At 49.5% G+C, this 17,404-nt stretch carries 10 protein-coding genes and 2 pseudogenes; 8 read left to right on the forward strand and 4 right to left on the reverse strand.

Annotated elements, in window-relative coordinates; all coding sequences use genetic code 11:
• Nucleotides 1-42 precede the first annotated feature (42 nt).
• Complete coding sequence (locus C6Y40_RS18980) at nucleotides 43-285, reverse strand: DUF2798 domain-containing protein (protein WP_105935977.1); 243 nt, start codon at nucleotides 283-285, stop codon at nucleotides 43-45.
• Between the two features lie 108 nt (nucleotides 286-393).
• On the opposite strand from C6Y40_RS18980, the gene C6Y40_RS18985 reads away from it, so the two are divergent.
• Entirely contained in the window at nucleotides 394-1,284 is an 891-nt protein-coding gene (locus C6Y40_RS18985; protein WP_105935978.1) for a LysR family transcriptional regulator, read from the forward strand.
• 15 nt (nucleotides 1,285-1,299) lie between these two features.
• Here C6Y40_RS18985 and nhaA read toward each other — a convergent pair whose 3' ends face one another.
• Nucleotides 1,300-2,541, reverse strand: coding sequence for a Na+/H+ antiporter NhaA (nhaA, locus tag C6Y40_RS18990; RefSeq protein ID WP_240622018.1), 1,242 nt, complete (start codon nucleotides 2,539-2,541; stop codon nucleotides 1,300-1,302).
• 131 nt (nucleotides 2,542-2,672) lie between these two features.
• Between nhaA and C6Y40_RS18995 the strand changes: the two genes are divergently transcribed.
• Nucleotides 2,673-4,925, forward strand: coding sequence for a sensor domain-containing protein (locus C6Y40_RS18995; RefSeq protein WP_105935979.1), 2,253 nt, complete (start codon nucleotides 2,673-2,675; stop codon nucleotides 4,923-4,925).
• 52 nt (nucleotides 4,926-4,977) lie between these two features.
• Here the strand turns inward: C6Y40_RS18995 and C6Y40_RS19000 are convergent, their stop codons facing one another.
• On the reverse strand, nucleotides 4,978-7,305 hold the full coding sequence (locus C6Y40_RS19000) for an acyl-CoA dehydrogenase (RefSeq protein WP_105935980.1): 2,328 nt from the start codon (nucleotides 7,303-7,305) through the stop codon (nucleotides 4,978-4,980).
• A gap of 259 nt (nucleotides 7,306-7,564) precedes the next feature.
• Nucleotides 7,565-8,491 carry a LysR family transcriptional regulator gene (locus tag C6Y40_RS19005; RefSeq protein ID WP_105935981.1) on the reverse strand — a complete coding sequence of 309 codons (927 nt, stop codon included), beginning with the start codon at nucleotides 8,489-8,491 and terminating at the stop codon, nucleotides 7,565-7,567.
• A 227-nt stretch (nucleotides 8,492-8,718) separates the two neighbouring features.
• Between C6Y40_RS19005 and C6Y40_RS19010 the strand changes: the two genes are divergently transcribed.
• The 6 genes and pseudogenes from C6Y40_RS19010 to C6Y40_RS19030 all read left to right on the forward strand — a co-directional run bounded on the left by C6Y40_RS19010 (nucleotide 8,719) and on the right by C6Y40_RS19030 (nucleotide 17,201).
• The gene (locus C6Y40_RS19010) at nucleotides 8,719-10,398 is read left to right on the forward strand and encodes a DUF1302 domain-containing protein (RefSeq protein ID WP_105935982.1); all 1,680 of its coding nucleotides are present in this window, start codon (nucleotides 8,719-8,721) and stop codon (nucleotides 10,396-10,398) included.
• Between the two features lie 23 nt (nucleotides 10,399-10,421).
• Nucleotides 10,422-11,768 carry a DUF1329 domain-containing protein gene (locus C6Y40_RS19015; protein WP_105935983.1) on the forward strand — a complete coding sequence of 449 codons (1,347 nt, stop codon included), beginning with the start codon at nucleotides 10,422-10,424 and terminating at the stop codon, nucleotides 11,766-11,768.
• 67 nt (nucleotides 11,769-11,835) lie between these two features.
• The gene (locus tag C6Y40_RS19020; protein WP_105935984.1) at nucleotides 11,836-12,966 is read left to right on the forward strand and encodes a YCF48-related protein; all 1,131 of its coding nucleotides are present in this window, start codon (nucleotides 11,836-11,838) and stop codon (nucleotides 12,964-12,966) included.
• A gap of 578 nt (nucleotides 12,967-13,544) precedes the next feature.
• Nucleotides 13,545-14,162, forward strand: a pseudogene (locus C6Y40_RS25660) (MMPL family transporter); the annotation flags it as partial.
• A gap of 546 nt (nucleotides 14,163-14,708) precedes the next feature.
• Nucleotides 14,709-15,359: pseudogene (locus C6Y40_RS25665) on the forward strand (MMPL family transporter); the annotation flags it as partial.
• A gap of 132 nt (nucleotides 15,360-15,491) precedes the next feature.
• Nucleotides 15,492-17,201, forward strand: a complete 1,710-nt coding sequence (locus tag C6Y40_RS19030) for a sigma-54-dependent Fis family transcriptional regulator (RefSeq protein WP_105936027.1) — start codon at nucleotides 15,492-15,494, stop codon at nucleotides 17,199-17,201.
• The last annotated feature ends 203 nt before the right edge of the window (nucleotides 17,202-17,404 follow it).

A 17,404-nucleotide genomic window follows, 5' to 3' on the forward strand; every position in this document is an offset into this window, starting at 1 on the left:
AAACACCGCGACTGGCGATGGTTTTTATTAAGGTCAAAGGTTTTATTCTTCCGCGGATAGTTCCTGCATAATTAAACGGCCTACAATGCGTTTGACCATAGGCGCGACAACCATGATGGTAGGGAAGGCGATGGCAAAGGTCATTGGCCATGAAACAAGCCAGCGCAACAATAAGTCATCGACCAGGCCAATATTGATGGTAGTAACCACCAGCGACATGATCCCCGACATAAAGAACGCCATAAACAGGGCAAACACGATAGGTGCAAAGCGAGGATGGAACATAATATGAGAATTCCTGTTAATAGGGGACAAACAAATTAACTACGTTAAAAGTGTAATGCGTTACAATTATGGTATAAATGCTTAATTTATTAATCTTAAATTACATAAATGAAATCATCTTTAGACGATATCGCTCTGTTTGTTCAGGTGGTAAAGCACGGCAATCTGGCCAGTGCTGCACGCCATGCCGGGTTACCTGCGGCTACGGTCACACGCAGACTACAAAAACTTGAGCATGCCCTGGGCGTAAAGTTACTTCACCGGTCTGCACGAAAATGTGTTCTTACACAGGATGGAGACGCCTACTTTGATGCCTATGCGGAACTTGTCGAACGTTTTGAGGCTGCTCGTCAGCAATTTAGTGAGGAGTCACAAAAGCTTGAAGGCAAGTTAAAGGTGTTGGCGCCGGTGAATATTTCCCATGGCATATTGGGGCCGATGTGGATCGCCTTTACCCGTGAGTATCCCAAAATAGAATTGGAATTGCACTTAAGCAATCATCCCATGGACATGATAGAAACCCAGGCGGACCTGGCCATCCGCATCGGCAGACAGGATGATTCATCTTTGTATCAGCGTCGTCTGGGTCAGATTGAAAACGTGCTGGTGGCCAGTGAGGGATACATTGCCCATCACGGGATGCCCCAAACTCCCGCCGACTTATCTGAACATGACTTAATTGGCCTGAGTATGCGCCCAAAGTGGCATTTGCATCATGAAACTAACGGCCAGACCTTTACCTTGTATCCTCGCTGTCGGGCGCAGGTAAACGATCCTCTGATGGTTAAATATTTTGTTCGCGATTCCCAGGGGATTGCCCTGGCGCCGATTACTGAGGTAAAAGAAGAACTGGCCGGTGGTCAACTCATCAGAATACTCCCTGAATGGGGCGGAGAGGTCAGAGATATGTTTTTACTCTGGCCAGGTGGCAAGCTGCTGAGTCAACGGGTAAAATGTTTAAGAGACTATATTTACCAGTATGTACAGCAGCACTTCTAAGTCGGTTCGGTACAGTTATTTAGCCTGATCCGGGCTTTGCTCTACCGTGGGTAATTCCTCTTCGGTGCGGTGCACAGGCTTGCCAACGATGTAAAGCACTATAAATCCCAGCACGGCAGATACCGCCGAACCGGCGAGTATGCCGACCCGCTCATCAAAGATCTGATTGATGCCAGTTTCCTGAAACGCCAGTCCGCCTATAAACAAACTCATGGTAAAGCCAACGCCACACAGCAGTGAGCAACCATAGATATGTTTAAAGTTAAGATCAGACGGCAGTGATGCCAGCCTCAGTTTGACAATCAGCCAGCAAAAGGCAAATACGCCTACTTGTTTACCAATCACCAGACCTAAGAATATCCCCCAGGTCACCGGGTGGAAAATACCTTCAGGCGCGATGTTGCTGAAATTAATGCCGGCGTTAGCGAAGGCAAATATAGGAATAATCGCAAAACTCACTGCAGAATTAAGCTCGTGCTCCAACCGCACCACCGGTGAATTATCCGGGTTGCTTTTCTCCCGCATAGGGATAAAGGCGGCCAGTAACACGCCTGCCAGCGTGGCATGCACACCGGATTTTAACAGCGCCACCCATAACACCATGCCAACGATAATATAACCGGGTAAGTCCACTACGTTACGTTTGTTCATGATCCATAAAATCAGAAAACATACTGCGGCAATCATTAACGCCACTTCCGTAATATTCTCGGTGTAAAACAAAGCGATGATCACGATAGCGCCGATATCATCAATAATCGCGAGAGTCACCAGAAATACCTTGAGGCTGGCAGGCACCCGTTTGCCCAACAAGGCCATGACTCCCAGGGCGAAAGCAATATCGGTAGCTGCGGGAATAGCCCAGCCAGATATCGCCGCAGGATTACCCCAGTTGATACCAACATAAATCAGCGCCGGAATGATCATGCCTCCTATCGCACCGCTGGCAGGTAGAATAATATTTTTCGGATTGGCCAGTTCGCCCTCACACACTTCACGCTTGAGTTCCAGCCCGACATGGAAGAAAAACACGGCCATCAGACCATCGTTAATCCACAGCAACAAAGGTTTATCGATTCTGAAATCACCGGCGGCAATGATTACTGGCATGGAAACCAGCTTGTCGTAATAGATGTTGAGCGGGGTATTGGCTACCACTAACGCCAACGCAGTAGCGATCATCAGCAGAATGCCGGCTGAGGACTCACGCTTAAGAAAATTTTCTACTACTTCGGTAATTTCATTTATCTTTTCCACACATGCTCCTGCCTTGATAAATCAATTAGTTATTACGCTCCTCTGCTAAGGATAGTTTACTCCACCGGCGATGAAAGATTAAACATTAATCAAAGGTCTATAAAGCAAAGGACTGAAAGGGAACTGCTGCTATGCACAATAACAAACTCGTTTCGCGAACACGACAGGTTTACCTGGCGATTGTGTTGCTCGGTGTACTGCTGGCTGTTGGCGTATATGGACTAGCTGCCAGCGTGCAGAGTAAAGCGCGACAATACATGGAAACCGACCTGGCTATTTTTAGCCAGGTTCAGCAAATAGGCATGTTACTGAGTGAACAGGAACGTATATTGTATGAGTATTATGCCACTGAGGAATCCTCTCTGTACGAAGTGGGGTACTTACAAAACTTTAATCAGCTCAATAATATTCTCAATGAAATGGCCGGTGCAGAACGCTTTACCGACACGGTCACCGATGTTTCTGCTCACCTGTTGGCGGCTTCAGAGGTAGCCGGGGCACTGCATGAAAACCTGATGTCATCGCAAACCCAATGGAATTTGTCACGTACTCAGCTAGAGCAAATCAGCCAGCATCGCCGGGCCGTGTTACCCTTGCTTAAGAAAATAGAGATGGCCACCAACCGGTCGGTGAGCAATGGCTATCTGTCTATCATTAAACTGCTGGAAATTACCGTTTGGGTGGTGGCGTTATTTTCGTTAGGTATTGCGGCTATTAGCTTTTATCTGGGCCGCTATGCAGCCCGGTATATCCGCCTTAGTACCGAAAACGAAACGCTGGCACTGTTTCCGAAAAGAAACCCCAACCCGGTGATCAGAATTGATGCGAAAGGCAAACTTTTGTATGCCAACCCGGCTGCGGATGACCTGATAGCACAATTGTATCCGACAAATCAGCTTTCTATGGCCAGTTTTCCAGCCCCCTTGTCTGAAGCGCTGTCACTGGCCAGCAGTGGTGGTGAGCTCTGCGCCCAGACGGTGCTCAAACTTTCAGAGCGCTTTTATGCCATTCAGAGCCATTGGATAGCAGAACATCAAACCTATGATTTGCATGTGCGGGATATTACTCAGCGTCACCGTGCTGAGCAGGCTTTGGAGCATCAGGCGTATCATCATCCGGTCACCGGTATAGGTAATCGCAGTTATCTTGAAAAAACCGCCAATCAGTGGATAGCGCAACAGCAAACCTTTAATGCGGTGATGATTGATGTCACGGACTTTAAGTTACTCAGTGAAAATTTCGGGCTGGCCGATGCGCTGGCGTGCATCTATTCGGTAGGTTACTTTTTACAAAGCAGTGTGCAGCAGTATGCCAGCGTAAACAGCGAGCCGGATGACGTGTGTTTATTTCATGTAGCCGATGCCTGTTTTATGGTACTGGTAAAAACGCAGGGGCCGGCTCACCGCCTGGCCTCTTTACTCAGTATGTTACGCACCAAGCTTGTCAACACTATCGATACCCCTATGGGAGCAATGCGCTTTCATGTGACTTTTGGTGTCAGTGATTATCCGGTGCACAGTGTGGACTACAACACGCTGCTGCTACATACCAATATCGCAGTGGAAATCGCACTGAAAAATAATCAGGGAGTGCACTACTTTAATGCCGATGACGGTGCTTACCATCAGCGCAGGCTCACCATTACCCGCCGCCTTGAGCAGGCGTTAAAGCATAATGAACTGACCCTTTACTATCAACCCAAGCAACAACTGAGCGATGGCAGAGTGCAAAGTTGCGAATGTCTGTTGCGCTGGATTGATAACGGTGAATTTATCTCGCCCGGCGAGTTTATCCCCATAGCTGAACGCAGTGGCTTAATTCTGGTGCTGGGGGAATGGGTTCTCGACAGTGCGTTTAATCAGGCCAGAGCGTGGTATGAAGAGGGGCGTAAGATACAAATTGCGATCAATATTTCTGCCCGCCAGTTTTTACAACCGGGTTTTGCTGAGTCGATAGAGCGTCGTTTGCGTGAATACGCTATTCCTGCTTCGTTAATTGAACTGGAGCTGACCGAAACATCCATAATGGACAATCACCAACTGGCCAGTGCGGTGCTGATGGAGTTGCGAGCACTGGGGGTGAGTCTGTCGATAGATGATTTTGGTACCGGTTACTCGTCGCTCGCTTACCTGAGTGCTTTTCCAGTGGACAAAGTGAAAATTGACCGCTCTTTCGTCAGTCAGATGGTGGATGCTCCCAAACAGCAGGCGATAGTGTTAACTATTTGTCAGCTGGCACATAACCTCGGCCTTAAAGTCATTGCCGAGGGCGTGGAAACCGATGTGCAACGTGAGCTCCTGCATCAGTATGGCTGTGATTTCCTGCAGGGCTATTTATTTGCCCGGCCGGTGCCGGCCAGTGAAGCGGTTACGCTGTTTAACTAAAAACGGCGCCTGCCGGCGCCGTTTGACTTTAATCATTCAATATTTCAATGCCTCAGGCAGCATCGCTCACTTTCACGTTATCCTCTTTAGCCTGGGCAAGGCCAAGGTCAAAGTCGAATTCGTCAACGTTAACGACCTGTTTACGCAACGCGTCTGCTGCCGCGATTTGTTCGGCCTCGGCCTGGGTAATTACCTGCTCAGCCAGCGCTTTCTCGCGTAACTGGAAGATACTGCCTTTGCGCGGCAGGGTTTTAGCCTGCTGCGCTGCTTTCACTTTTGCTGCCACCGGCGCGAGTGCGTCAATGGCATCCATAGCCTGGTTCAGCACGGCAACGGCATCATCTTCATTTTTACCCACATAACACATGGGAGTAATAGCATCGCGCAGTGATTTATCCTGACACAGGTTAAGCGCCAATTGCGTTTTCAGCTTATCCTTAGGTGGATTGTAAGCACTGCCCCACGGGAAAATCAGGCGCTGTATCAACGCACCAACTACGGGGTTGGAGATATGGCGGCAGTAACCTTTGAGCGCAATCTCACAGTTACACAGAGACTGCTGAATAAGGTAATCAACAATCGGTTGCTCTTTAGGGTTCGCACCACGGCTGTAAAAGTGTTTGAGTACCGCTGAAGACAGATACAGTTCACTTAATACATCACCTAACCGGGCTGATAACATCTCACGGCGTTTAAGTTCACCACCTAGCATCAGCATGGCAATATCAGAACAGATCGCAAGGGCTTTACTCATGCGCTGAATTTGCTGGGTGTGGCGTTTGTTGGCATCGTCTTTGGGGGCCGAGGCAAAGCGTGCGCCGGTTAAACCATGGCCAAAAGCTGCGAAAGCATTACCCAGTGCAAACTTGATATGTTTGTACAGTAACGGCTCAAACTGCGCCAGTCCGGTTTTAAAGTCAGGCTCGGCGGCAGCCACCATCTCGTCGAATACATAGGGATGACAGCGAGTCGCACCCTGGCCAAATATCATCAGGTTTCGGGTCAGGATATTGGCCCCTTCGACCGTGATAGAAACCGGCATGGCCATGTATAAAGAAGCCAGGTAGTTATTGGGACCCATCTGAATACCTTTACCACCACTAATGTCCATGGCGATGTTAATACTCTGACGAGCTGCTTCTGTCATATGGTATTTAGCGATAGCGGTCACCACCGCCGGCTTTTGGCCAAGATCAATAGCACCAGCGGTTAAATGACGCACCGCTTCGGCTTGATAAGCATTGGCAGCTAGTTGGGCGAGCCCTTCCTGTACACCTTCAAATTCATACAGTGAACAGCCAAATTGCTGGCGAATGCTGGCATAAATTGCGGTGGTTTGCGCACTGAGCTGGGCGTTACCGGTAGACAGAGCAGGCAGTGAAATACCACGACCCGCCGACAGGCATTCCATCAGCATGCGCCAGCCCTTGCCAGCATAATCTGCGCCGCCAATTATCCAGTCGATAGGAATAAACACATCCTTACCGCGCGTAGTACCGTTCATAAAGGCCTGCTCAAGCGGTAAATGACGGTTGCCCACTTCTACACCCGGATGGCTGGTGGGAATAAGCGCACAGGTAATACCAATGCTTTCCTTTTCACCTAACAGTTTATCCGGATCGTAGAGTTTAAACGCCAGTCCTAAAACGGTGGCTACCGGGGCAAGGGTAATATAGCGCTTATCCCAATTAAGGCGGATCCCGAGGGTTTCTTTACCGTCGTACTCGCCCATAGTGACTACGCCTGTATCTGGAATGCCGCCCGCATCAGAGCCGGCTTCGGGCCCGGTTAATGCAAAGCAGGGAATATCCGTACCGTCGGCCAGGCGCGGCAACCAGTAATCTTTTTGTTGCTGCGTGCCATAGTGGCTTAGCAATTCACCGGGGCCCAGAGAGTTAGGCACCATAACGGTAACGCCGGCACTTACCGAGCGGCTGGCAATTTTCGATACGATGGTTGAATTAGCCAGCGCAGAGAAGGCCTTACCGCCATACTCTTTAGGTATGATCATAGCGAAAAAGCCTTTTTCCCGCATATAGCGCCAGGCGTCCTCAGTGAAGTCTTTGTCTTTGTGGATCACGTCGAAATCATCAATCATGCCCATCAGTTCATTGACTTCGTTATCTAAAAACGACTGCTCTTCGTCGGTTAACTGGGGCAATGCCATGGAGTACAGGCGCTCCCAGTCGGGCTTTCCGGAAAATAAATCGCCTTCTACCCATACCGAGCCGGCTTCCATAGCTTCCCGCTCGGTTTGACTTAACGGTGGTAATACCTTTTTGAAAAGCTTAAATGCAGGGCCGGTGACCCACTGTTGGCGCAATGATTTAACCTGAAACAGGACGAAAATCAGTGCCGCGACAATAATCCAAAAGAGCATAATGTATCCCCTGAGTTTATTTATGAGGCAAATCCCGATTTAAATATTTGAATTAAACGGGCGTTTGAATTTTGCAAATTTAAACACTTGTTTTAATTGTCGTCAATCAACAAATTTGTCGGATCACACAAAAACGCAACGGGGTCAGATTGTCTTAACTACGCCACAACTTACTAATACATAATATAAAATGACTTAAACCGGTGGCTGGCAACAGGAAGGCGTAAGGACTTTTACAGCTCATCCGATGAGCTGAGTGTCATTCTCTGGCGGCAGAGAATGACGTGTGATGGTTCAACTGACTTTTGTATTCGTGAACCACTGCTAAAAAGGCGCTGAGTAGCGGTGAGTGATCGTCTTTGAGGTAAATACAGCTTAAATCTACGGTGGCGTTATCCGGTAAACCGCCAAGGGGAATGTATTTAACCCCGGGCAATTGTAAAACACTGGCCGAACTAGGGATTAAACAAAAGCCAAACCCTCCGGAAACCAACGCGATACCGGTGACGGCATCAATGACCGTTTGGGTGATATCCATGGTCACACCGGCCTCCTGAAAGACCCTTGAAACCAGGTCGACAAAGTTGGGCCGTGCACCTTTGGGGAATACCACAATGGGCTCATTATCCAGCTCTTTAAGGTTGATGAGGGGTTTAGTGGCCAGCGGGTGATCATCGCGCACAGCCACCATCAGCTTATCCTGCAAAATCATGGTGGAATCGATATCCGGCAGGGGCGCAAGCAGGCGATTAAAGCCCACCGAAATGCGTTTTTGCCGCAGCGCTTCGATTTGTTCCGCCTTACTCATTTGATGCAGAACAATATTTACGCCTGGGTAGGCGGTTTTAAAACGCTTGAGAATATCCGGGATAGTGTTGAGGATCCCGGAGCCAAAAATGGCCACATCGAGCCGGCCTAACTGACCTTTTCCTGCCCGCTGGGTTCGCTCCTGCGCCTGCTCAATAAGACTTAAGATATTGCGTGACTCATTGAGGAATAACTGGCCGGCCGAAGTCAGCTCTACGCCTTTGGCAGTGCGCTCAAACAGTTTAACCTGGAGTTCATCCTCGAGCTGTTGGATCTGCCTGCTAAGCGGTGGCTGAGAGATAAATAATCGTTTCGCAGCGCGACCAATATTTCGCTCTTCAGCAACGGCAACAAAGTAACGGATTTGACGAATATCCATGGCAGACATTCCGGGTGAGTAAACTTGATAATACCTTAAAGGTATAAATCAGGGCCGTCAATAGTATTGGAAGGTAATTAACAGCAAATATACATTTCGTTCACAACGCGTGATTTATCAATATCCAACCTATTTGGTGCGACAGAGGTTCGCTGTTACACCAGGCTGTGAGGTGAGGTATGTGGGTCGCGCAACTCAGCATAGTGAAACATTCGAGGAGGAACGCTATGAATGAAGTGTGGGTGAAACAAAACAACAATAAGTTGCCTCGCAACGCACTCGCCGCAGCCGTTGCCCTGGGCCTTTTAGCCTCAGCGCAATCCCAGGCTGCAACCATCGATACGGGCAATCGCGACCTGCGTGTTCGTTGGGATAATACCGTTAAGTACAGTGCCATGTTCCGCGTAGCACCTGCTGAAAACGACGTGGCAAATGGCTCTTTGGGGCCACAGGCTAACACCAACGATGGTGATCTCAACTTCGATAAAGGGTTGGTCTCCAGTCGTCTGGATTTGTTTTCAGAATTCGATCTGCGCTACAAGCGCCGTTACGGTATACGTATCAGTGCTGCCACCTGGTATGACTCGGTTTATCACGAAAGTAATGATAACCCGGGTTATCTGGACGGCGCGCTGGTTAACACGCAATCGGTCCCGGCTGGTGAGTTTGCCGAAGACACTCAGGATTTGCATGGTCAGTATGGCGAAATCCTGGATGCTTTTGTGTACGGTGGATTTAACGTCGGCAAAAAGTCGATTAACCTTAAAGCCGGCCGTTTTGCTCAGCTTTACGGTGAGAGCCTGTTCTTTGGTTCTAACGCAGTGGCCGGTGCCATGACCAGTCTCGACCTGGCACGTGCATTGTCTGTACCGCAGTCTGAATTTAAAGAAGTCGCGCGTCCTACCGGTCAGTTTGCTGCCCAGTTGCAGGTTAACTCTAAGTTGACCCTTGCTGCGTACTATCAGTTTGAATGGCGCAAGTCGCGATTACCTGCAGCGGGCAGCTATTTTTCATTTACCGATTTTGTTGATAAAGGTGGTGAAACGATCATCCTTGACCCTGGCCAGATTGTCCATCGCAGTGAAGACATTGTTGCCGACGACTCAGGTCAGTTTGGTTTCCAGGCCCGTTATAAAATTAACGATTACGAAGTGGGTTTCTACGCCGCCCAGTTCCACGACAAAATGCCGCAGTTTTACCTGCGTCCGGGGATTAACGTGCAGGAGGGCGGTATTGGCGATTACGCCCAGGTGTTCGCCGAAGACATCAAAGTGTATGGCCTGAGTGTGAGTACCCTGGTCGGCGAAACCAACGTGGCGGCGGAAATGTCAGTACGTCAGGATATGTCACTGGTGGCCACCGGTAATACAGTAATTCTGCCGGGTGATACGGTGTCTGATGGCGGTGATAACTCGGCTTTCCCTCGTGGCGATACGTTCCACTTCAACGCCTCCATGATCAGCATTTTAAATGAAAACAGCTTATGGGACGCCGCGACCTTTATCGGTGAGTTTGCTTTCAACCGCCGCTTAGATATCTCGGAAAATGCCGATCAGCTTGATCCCCTGGCGACTAAGGATGCCAGTGCGATTCAGTTCACCTTTACACCGGATTATTTCCAGGTTTTACCTGGCCTTGATATGCAGGTGCCCATTGGATTCGGTTTTGGCATTGAGGGGCGCTCGTCGGTGAACGGTGTGCTGTTCCCATCAGAACACGGTGGCAATGTCAGTGTTGGCCTGAAAGGCGACTACAACCGTATGTGGCGCTTCTCACTCAACTACAACAAGTATCTTGGCGATGCCGGCTCGATAATCCAGTACAACACCCCGGTACCTACACTTTCTTATGAGAACTTCCATGGCGATCGTGACTTCATCTCGTTGTCTGTACAACGCACCTTCTAACGATCGAGGACAGGAGAATAAATATGTTTAACCAAATTCGTAACGCAATCACACTGGCCGTCACTCTGGCCGTGGTACCTGCCACTTTTGCGGCAGGCACTGACGTCAGTAAGCTCGGCACTGAACTTAACCCACTCGGTGGCACCATGGCAGGCAATGCCGATGGTTCCATTCCGGCCTGGACCGGCGGTCTGACGGAAAAAGTAGCTGGCGAACACGCTGGTGACATTCCACTGGAACTGTTCAAAGATGAAAAACCATTGTACCGGGTAGATGCCAGCAATTATCAGCAGTATGCCGATCAACTGACCGACGGTACCGTTGAACTGCTGAAAAAATACCCTGAGACGTTTTATCTTGACGTGTATCCTACCCACCGTACAGCGGCAGCACCGGAGCATGTCTACGATGCCATCAAAGCCAACGTAAAAAATTGTACGCTGACAGAACAAGGCTACAGTCTTGAAGGATGTATCGGTGGTATTCCGTTCCCTATGCCTGAAAATGGTAATGAGGTGATGTGGAACTTCCTGCTGCGTGTTGAAGCACCTTCAATAGAATATACCTTTAAAAACATTGTGGGTAATGCCGATGGTTCGCACACGCTGGCAACCCGCAACGAAATTTCATTCCAGTACCCGCCTTACTACGAAGATGCTGAAGCCGATGACTGGAACGGGGAATACTCCATGTTTCGTTTCAACACCATGGAACCACCTTTTAAAGCCGGTGAGTCACTGGTTATCCGCGATAGCATTGATGCCGACAGTCCGCGTAAAGCGTGGCAGTACCTGTTAGGTCAGCGTCGTGTGCGTCGAGCCCCCACCGTAGCCTATGATACACCGGACTTTGTTGCCTCCGGTGCTAACTACTTCGACGAAGTACAGGGCTTGTTGGGTCACATTGACCGCTACAGCTGGACGCTGAAAGGCAAAAAGGAAATGCTGGTGCCTTACAACAATAATGGCTTTATTGCGTCTGATGCGGATGAGGCTATTGCTGAGTTTCATTTAAACCCTGAACACGTTCGCTGGGAAAAACACCGCGTTTGGGAAGTGGAAGCGCAGATAGGCGAAGGTAAACGTCATGCGGTGCCAACCCGTACCTATTACATCGATGAAGACTCTTGGGTGATCCTACTGATGGACGGCTATGATGCTGAAGGCAACCTGTGGAGAACCACGCAGGTTACACCGTTTGTACTGCCGTCTGTTCCCGCAGTACTGGTCAAAACGGCCACGGTTTTCAACCTGCAGGCAAAAACCATGAGTGTGATTCAGTCTCTCAATGGTGAGCGCTTCTTTGTGGTGGATACTAAGCCAGAGACGTTCTTTACCGGTGATGCTGTAGCGGCTGACGCCGTACGCTAACCACCTTGCTTTAAAGCACAGGCCCGCGTCAGCGGGCCATTCCTGTGATGTAACAGAGATAGTTATCATGAAACGAATGAACGTAGATGGCTTGTTCGGCTTTGCATTGCCCTCAATCTTCTTCACTTTTCTACTGCTGTGCGCACCGCTTCACGCCTCAGCTGAGAACGAAGCCGAATCTACACTTGTGGATGTGCTGGATGCCCCTGCTAAACAAAACAAAACCAGTGTTAATACCTTACAGTTAGGCCTTGCACGGGCTGGTAGTAAGCTGGTTTCTGTGGGTGAGCGCGGGGTTATTCTATTGTCCGAAGATGAGGGGAATAGCTGGACTCAGGCCAAATCTGTGCCGGTGTCGGTAACCCTGACTGCAGTATCCTTCAGCGACCCGTTAAATGGCTGGGCAGCCGGTCATAGCGGCGTGATTTTAGCGACAACCGATGGTGGTAATACCTGGCAGGTACAACTGGATGGTTATCAGGCCGCACAACTTGCCATGGCTGAAGCCGAATCGCTGGTAGCAGCCGGTGATGAACGCGGCGAGCGCGCTAAACGTAATGCAGGGTATCTGATTAAGGAAGGAGCGGATAAGCCTATTCTGGATATCTTCTTTGCTAATCAGTTTGATGGCTGGGCAATCGGTGCTTATGGCCTGGCTTATGCCACCAATGACGGTGGTGATAATTGGTATTCGATAATTGCCCGGCTACCAAACCCTGCCGGCAAACACCTGTACAAGGTGGTTCGCTCCAATGACGAACTGATTATCTTAGGTGAACAGGCGGCGGTATTTACCTCTGCAGATGATGACGACACTTTCACGAAGCTCGACACGCCTTACTACGGCAGCTTTTTTGATGGTCTGCTGCTTGATGACGGCACCCGCCTGTTGTATGGCCTGCGCGGTAACGTATGGCGTCAGAGTAAAGGTAAAGGTCGCTGGAAACGGGTGAAACTGGGGTCCGAAGTCACGCTGACCAGTGGTTTGGTTGGCTCTGACGGTCAGATTATGCTGGCGGACCAAAGCGGACAACTGTTTATCAGTGCCGACTCGGCAAAAAATTTCAGCCTGATGGGCCAGGCACCCTTTGGTGGTATCACCGATATTATTCAATCGCAAAGCGGCTATGCCGTTGCAACCGCGCGCGGTTCGCATCCGGTTAGTGACGACAATCTGGTGAGTAGGGGAGCGCGATAATGACTAAACATACACAGGGCGAAACCCTAATTCGTCATCTCGAAGACTTCGATACCAGTTCCGGACGCGTTCTGGAACGGGCCATTTTTAATTTCAGGCCAATCATTATTTTGTTATGCCTGGTAGTGACCGGGATTTTGGGCTATCAGTCAACGCAACTTACCTTAAGTGCTGCGTTTCAAAAAATGATCCCCAGCAATCATCCGTATATTCTTAACTTTCTGGATAACCGCAAACAACTATCGGATACCAGTAATGCTTTACGGATAGCCGTGCACAATACTGAAGGCAGCATTTTTGATGCCCAGTACCTGGAAACACTGCGCGAATTAAATGACGAATTGTTCCTGATGCCTGGGGTGGAGCGGCCGTTTATGAAGTCGTTGTGGACGCCCTCGGTACGCTGGACCGGCGTAACCGAAGAAGGACTCGATGGTGGGCCGGTTATTCCGGATGACTATGACGGTTCCCAGGCATCCCTGGATCAGGTACGGTTAAATGTCGAGCGTTCTGGTGAGGTGGGGCAACTGGTTTCTGGCAACTATGCTTCCAGTATTATTCTGGTGCCTTTGCGGGAAATGGATCACGAAGGCAACCAACTGGATTACCATGCGTTCTCGGCAAAGCTTGAAGAGCTCAGAGCGAAATATCAGAAAGACGGTATTGAGATACATATCACCGGCTTTGCCAAGGTGGTGGGCGATTTAATCGACGGGCTAAAACAGGTACTGGTGTTTTTTGCGATCACTATTGGTATTGCCACCGTGGTGTTGTTTATTTACACCCGTTGTATTCGCAGTACGTTGCTGGTGGTGAGTTGTTCGCTGATTGCCGTGGTCTGGTTATTGGGTTTATTACCGACTCTTGGCTATGAGCTGGATCCGTATTCGATACTGGTACCTTTTCTGGTGTTCGCCATTGGCATGAGTCATGGCGCGCAAAAGATGAACGGTATTATGCAGGATATCGGTCGCGGAATTCATAAGTTACTGGCGGCTCGTTATACCTTCCGTCGCCTGTTCCTGGCTGGCATTACTGCGCTTATTTCTGATGCCGTTGGTTTTGCCGTACTGATGGTCATTGATATTCCGGTCATCCAGGACCTGGCTGTCACTGCCAGTATCGGTGTCGCCGTACTCATTTTCAGCAACCTGATTTTGCTACCGGTGCTACTGTCTTACACCGGGGTTGCCCAGTCTGCCGCAAAACGCAGCATCCATGCAGAGTTAAGGGATGAAGCGGACGTTTCACACAGCAAGCATCCGCTGTGGGCATTCCTGGATCTGTTTACCCGGAAGAAGTACGCCACTGTAACTGTTATCGGGGCGATAATTCTAGGCGTCGGTGGCAGTATGATCAGCGCCAATGTAAAAATCGGTGATACCGATCAGGGTGCGCCGGAGTTGCGTCCGGACTCTCGCTATAACCTTGATAATGCCTTTATGACTGCAAACTATACTACCAGTTCGGACGTGTATGTGGTGATGGTTAAGACAGAGCAGTACGCCTGTGCCCATTATGATACGCTGATGGCGGTGGATGCTTTGGAGCAGGAATTACGGCAACTTTCGGGAGTGGTGACTACGTCTTCACTTGCCGGTCTGGCCAAGGTGGCTAATGCCGGAATGAACGAAGGTAATCTCAAGTGGTACGGCATTCCCCGTTCTCAGGGCATGCTCAATGCCATTATTACCCGGGCACCACGAGAGATGTTTAATCAGAACTGTGACCTGCTGACCATTTTCGCTTATCTGGAGGATCACAAGTCTGACACTCTCAATGAAGTGGTGCAGACCGTGGAAGCCTTTGCCAAACAATACAATACTGAAAAATTCCAGTTCTTAAATGCTGCAGGTAATTCAGGGATTGAGGCGGCTACCAATATCGTGGTGGAAAAGGCTAATACACAAATGCTGCTGTATGTTTACAGTGCCGTGATCATTCTTGCCTTTATTACCTTCCGCTCCTGGCGCGCGGTGTTGTGTGCCATTCTGCCACTGATGCTGACTTCTATTTTATGTCAGGCTTTAATGGTGTGGTTAAACATCGGCGTGAAAGTGGCAACGTTGCCGGTTATCGCCCTGGGTGTAGGGATTGGTGTGGATTACGCGTTGTATATTCTCACTGTAATGAAGTCCCGTTTGCAGGATGGTAAGTCGCTTTCAGACGCTTACTACGACGCACTATTGTTTACCGGCAAAGTGGTGGTTCTGACCGGTATTACCCTGGGCATTGCCGTAGCGACCTGGGTGTTCTCACCGATTAAATTTCAGGCTGACATGGGGATCCTGCTAGCCTTTATGTTTATCTGGAACATGTTAGGGGCACTGATACTGTTGCCAGCGCTGGCAAGGTTTTTAATGCCAGGAGCAGCCAGGCAGAGAAGTGCTTAAACATAAATTGCGGTAATGGTAAGTATTTTGCTTAATTGAAATTACGTTGTAATTAAAGTGTTAACACTTTTGGAATTAAAGGGGTATGATGGGCCAGAGATGGCCCCATACCCCCTGTTGTTGGACAGTAGTATGATTGCAGATCAACAAATAGCGCAGGAAGAAAAAGAAGTAGTCGATCGTTTCGACCTTCGCTCTAAACTCCGTTTTAACCAGGAAACAGGGAAGATCTGGCTGGGCGAAAGCCGTTTGTTGTTATTTCATGCCAAAGCGCTGATGGAAATGCGCACCAAGTTATTTGATTACCTTGACGCAGAGTCCGCCAAGCGGATGCTCATCCGTATTGGTTTTGTTGCTGGCGAGCAGGATGCCGACCTGGCCCACAAGCTGGCAGATAACAAAAATAACTACGATGTGTTTCGCATTGGGCCTGAGCTGCATGCCTTTGAAGGGCACGTGCGCTCGCACATCACCGAAGCTGAAATCGACTGGGAAACCGGGCGGTTTTTTGGCGAAGTCATCGTTGAGAACTCCTGGGAAGCCGAAGCGCATTTGCAGTCGCTGGGCTTATCTGAAGAAGCTGCCTGCTGGACTATAGTGGGATATGCGTCAGGCTATACCAGCCGCTTTTTCCGCCGTTTTATTGTGTTTAAAGAAATTGAATGCATGTGTAAGGGCGATCATCACTGCAAGATTGTAGGCAAACCCGCAGACTGCTGGGATGATGAGAACTATATTGAATTATTTCGTGACGATCCGCTCAGCCCGTCATTACGGGAAATCGAAAAAGAACTTAGCCAGCTGCGTGGTAAGCGTCAGGTAAAATATGATACCGATGGCCTGGTGGGCGCCTCGCCCGAATTTACCAGTGCCCTGAACTTGCTGAAGCGAGCGGCGGATTCGCCAATTAACGTGCTGTTGCTTGGCGAGACTGGCGTGGGTAAAGAGGTCTTTGCCCGTTGGTTACATGAGCACAGCAGTCGCAGCGAAAAGCCTTTTATTGCCGTCAACTGCGGGGCAATTCCCCATGAATTGATTGAAGCGGAACTCTTTGGGGTGAAAAAAGGGGCCTATACTGGCGCTCAGGAATCCCGCCCAGGGCGCTTTGAGCGCGCCGATGGCGGTACCTTGTTTTTGGATGAGTTAGGTGATTTGCCTTTATCGGCGCAGGTTAAACTCCTGCGGGTATTACAAACCGGTGAAGTAGAACGACTCGGCGATGATGAGGTGCGTAGGGTGAATGTGCGTTTGGTTGCCGCGACCAATGTTGACCTTCAACAAGCCATTAAAGACAGTCAGTTCCGGGCCGATCTGTATTACCGTATTGCCACCTACCCGGTCAACATTCCGCCTTTAAGAGAACGACGGGGAGACATTCTTATCCTTTGCAACGCCATGATAGAGCGCTTTTCTGCCAGCTACCAAAAGCGCCTGACAGGATTGTCAGGCCAGTCAATGCAGGTGCTGACACGCTATGAATGGCCGGGCAATGTGCGCGAGCTGGAAAACGTGATTGAACGCGGTGTACTGCTGGCAACGGATGGCGGCTTAATTGAGTTGGAGCATTTGTTTGTCAGCCCGCCGGATTTAGAGGATACCCAGGAACGTATTAGTGAAGTTGATGAGCAAGGGCTGGTTAAGCCGCTCAGTGCAATACCGGAAATGGATACCCAGTTTTACGATAAGCTGCTTGAGCAAGGCGAGTTTGATTTAGCCAGCCACGAACAGCAACTGTTCGAGGCCGCCGTAAGAAAAGCGAAAGGTAACCTGACTCATGCGGCGCAATATCTTGGCGTTACCCGCCGGCAGTTGGCTTACCGGGTCAACGAAAAACCGCGCTGAAGCCAGATTAAAACAGTCCCAACCCCACCGGGCGGGTTTGATCATTTGATCATTTGATCAGCTCGTTTCGGTGTTCCCTTCCTGATTTAATTAAATGGTTAACTGCCGGCAACGGTTTTTATTCACTCATTTTATTTTTAATCCTAACCACCTGCTTCAGTAGGTAGTGATCATTTAAGATAGGTTTTTGCCTGTATTGCTAG

Source organism: Marisediminitalea alba (genome assembly GCF_002993365.1).
In the GTDB taxonomy this organism is placed as follows: domain Bacteria; phylum Pseudomonadota; class Gammaproteobacteria; order Enterobacterales; family Alteromonadaceae; genus Alteromonas; species Alteromonas alba.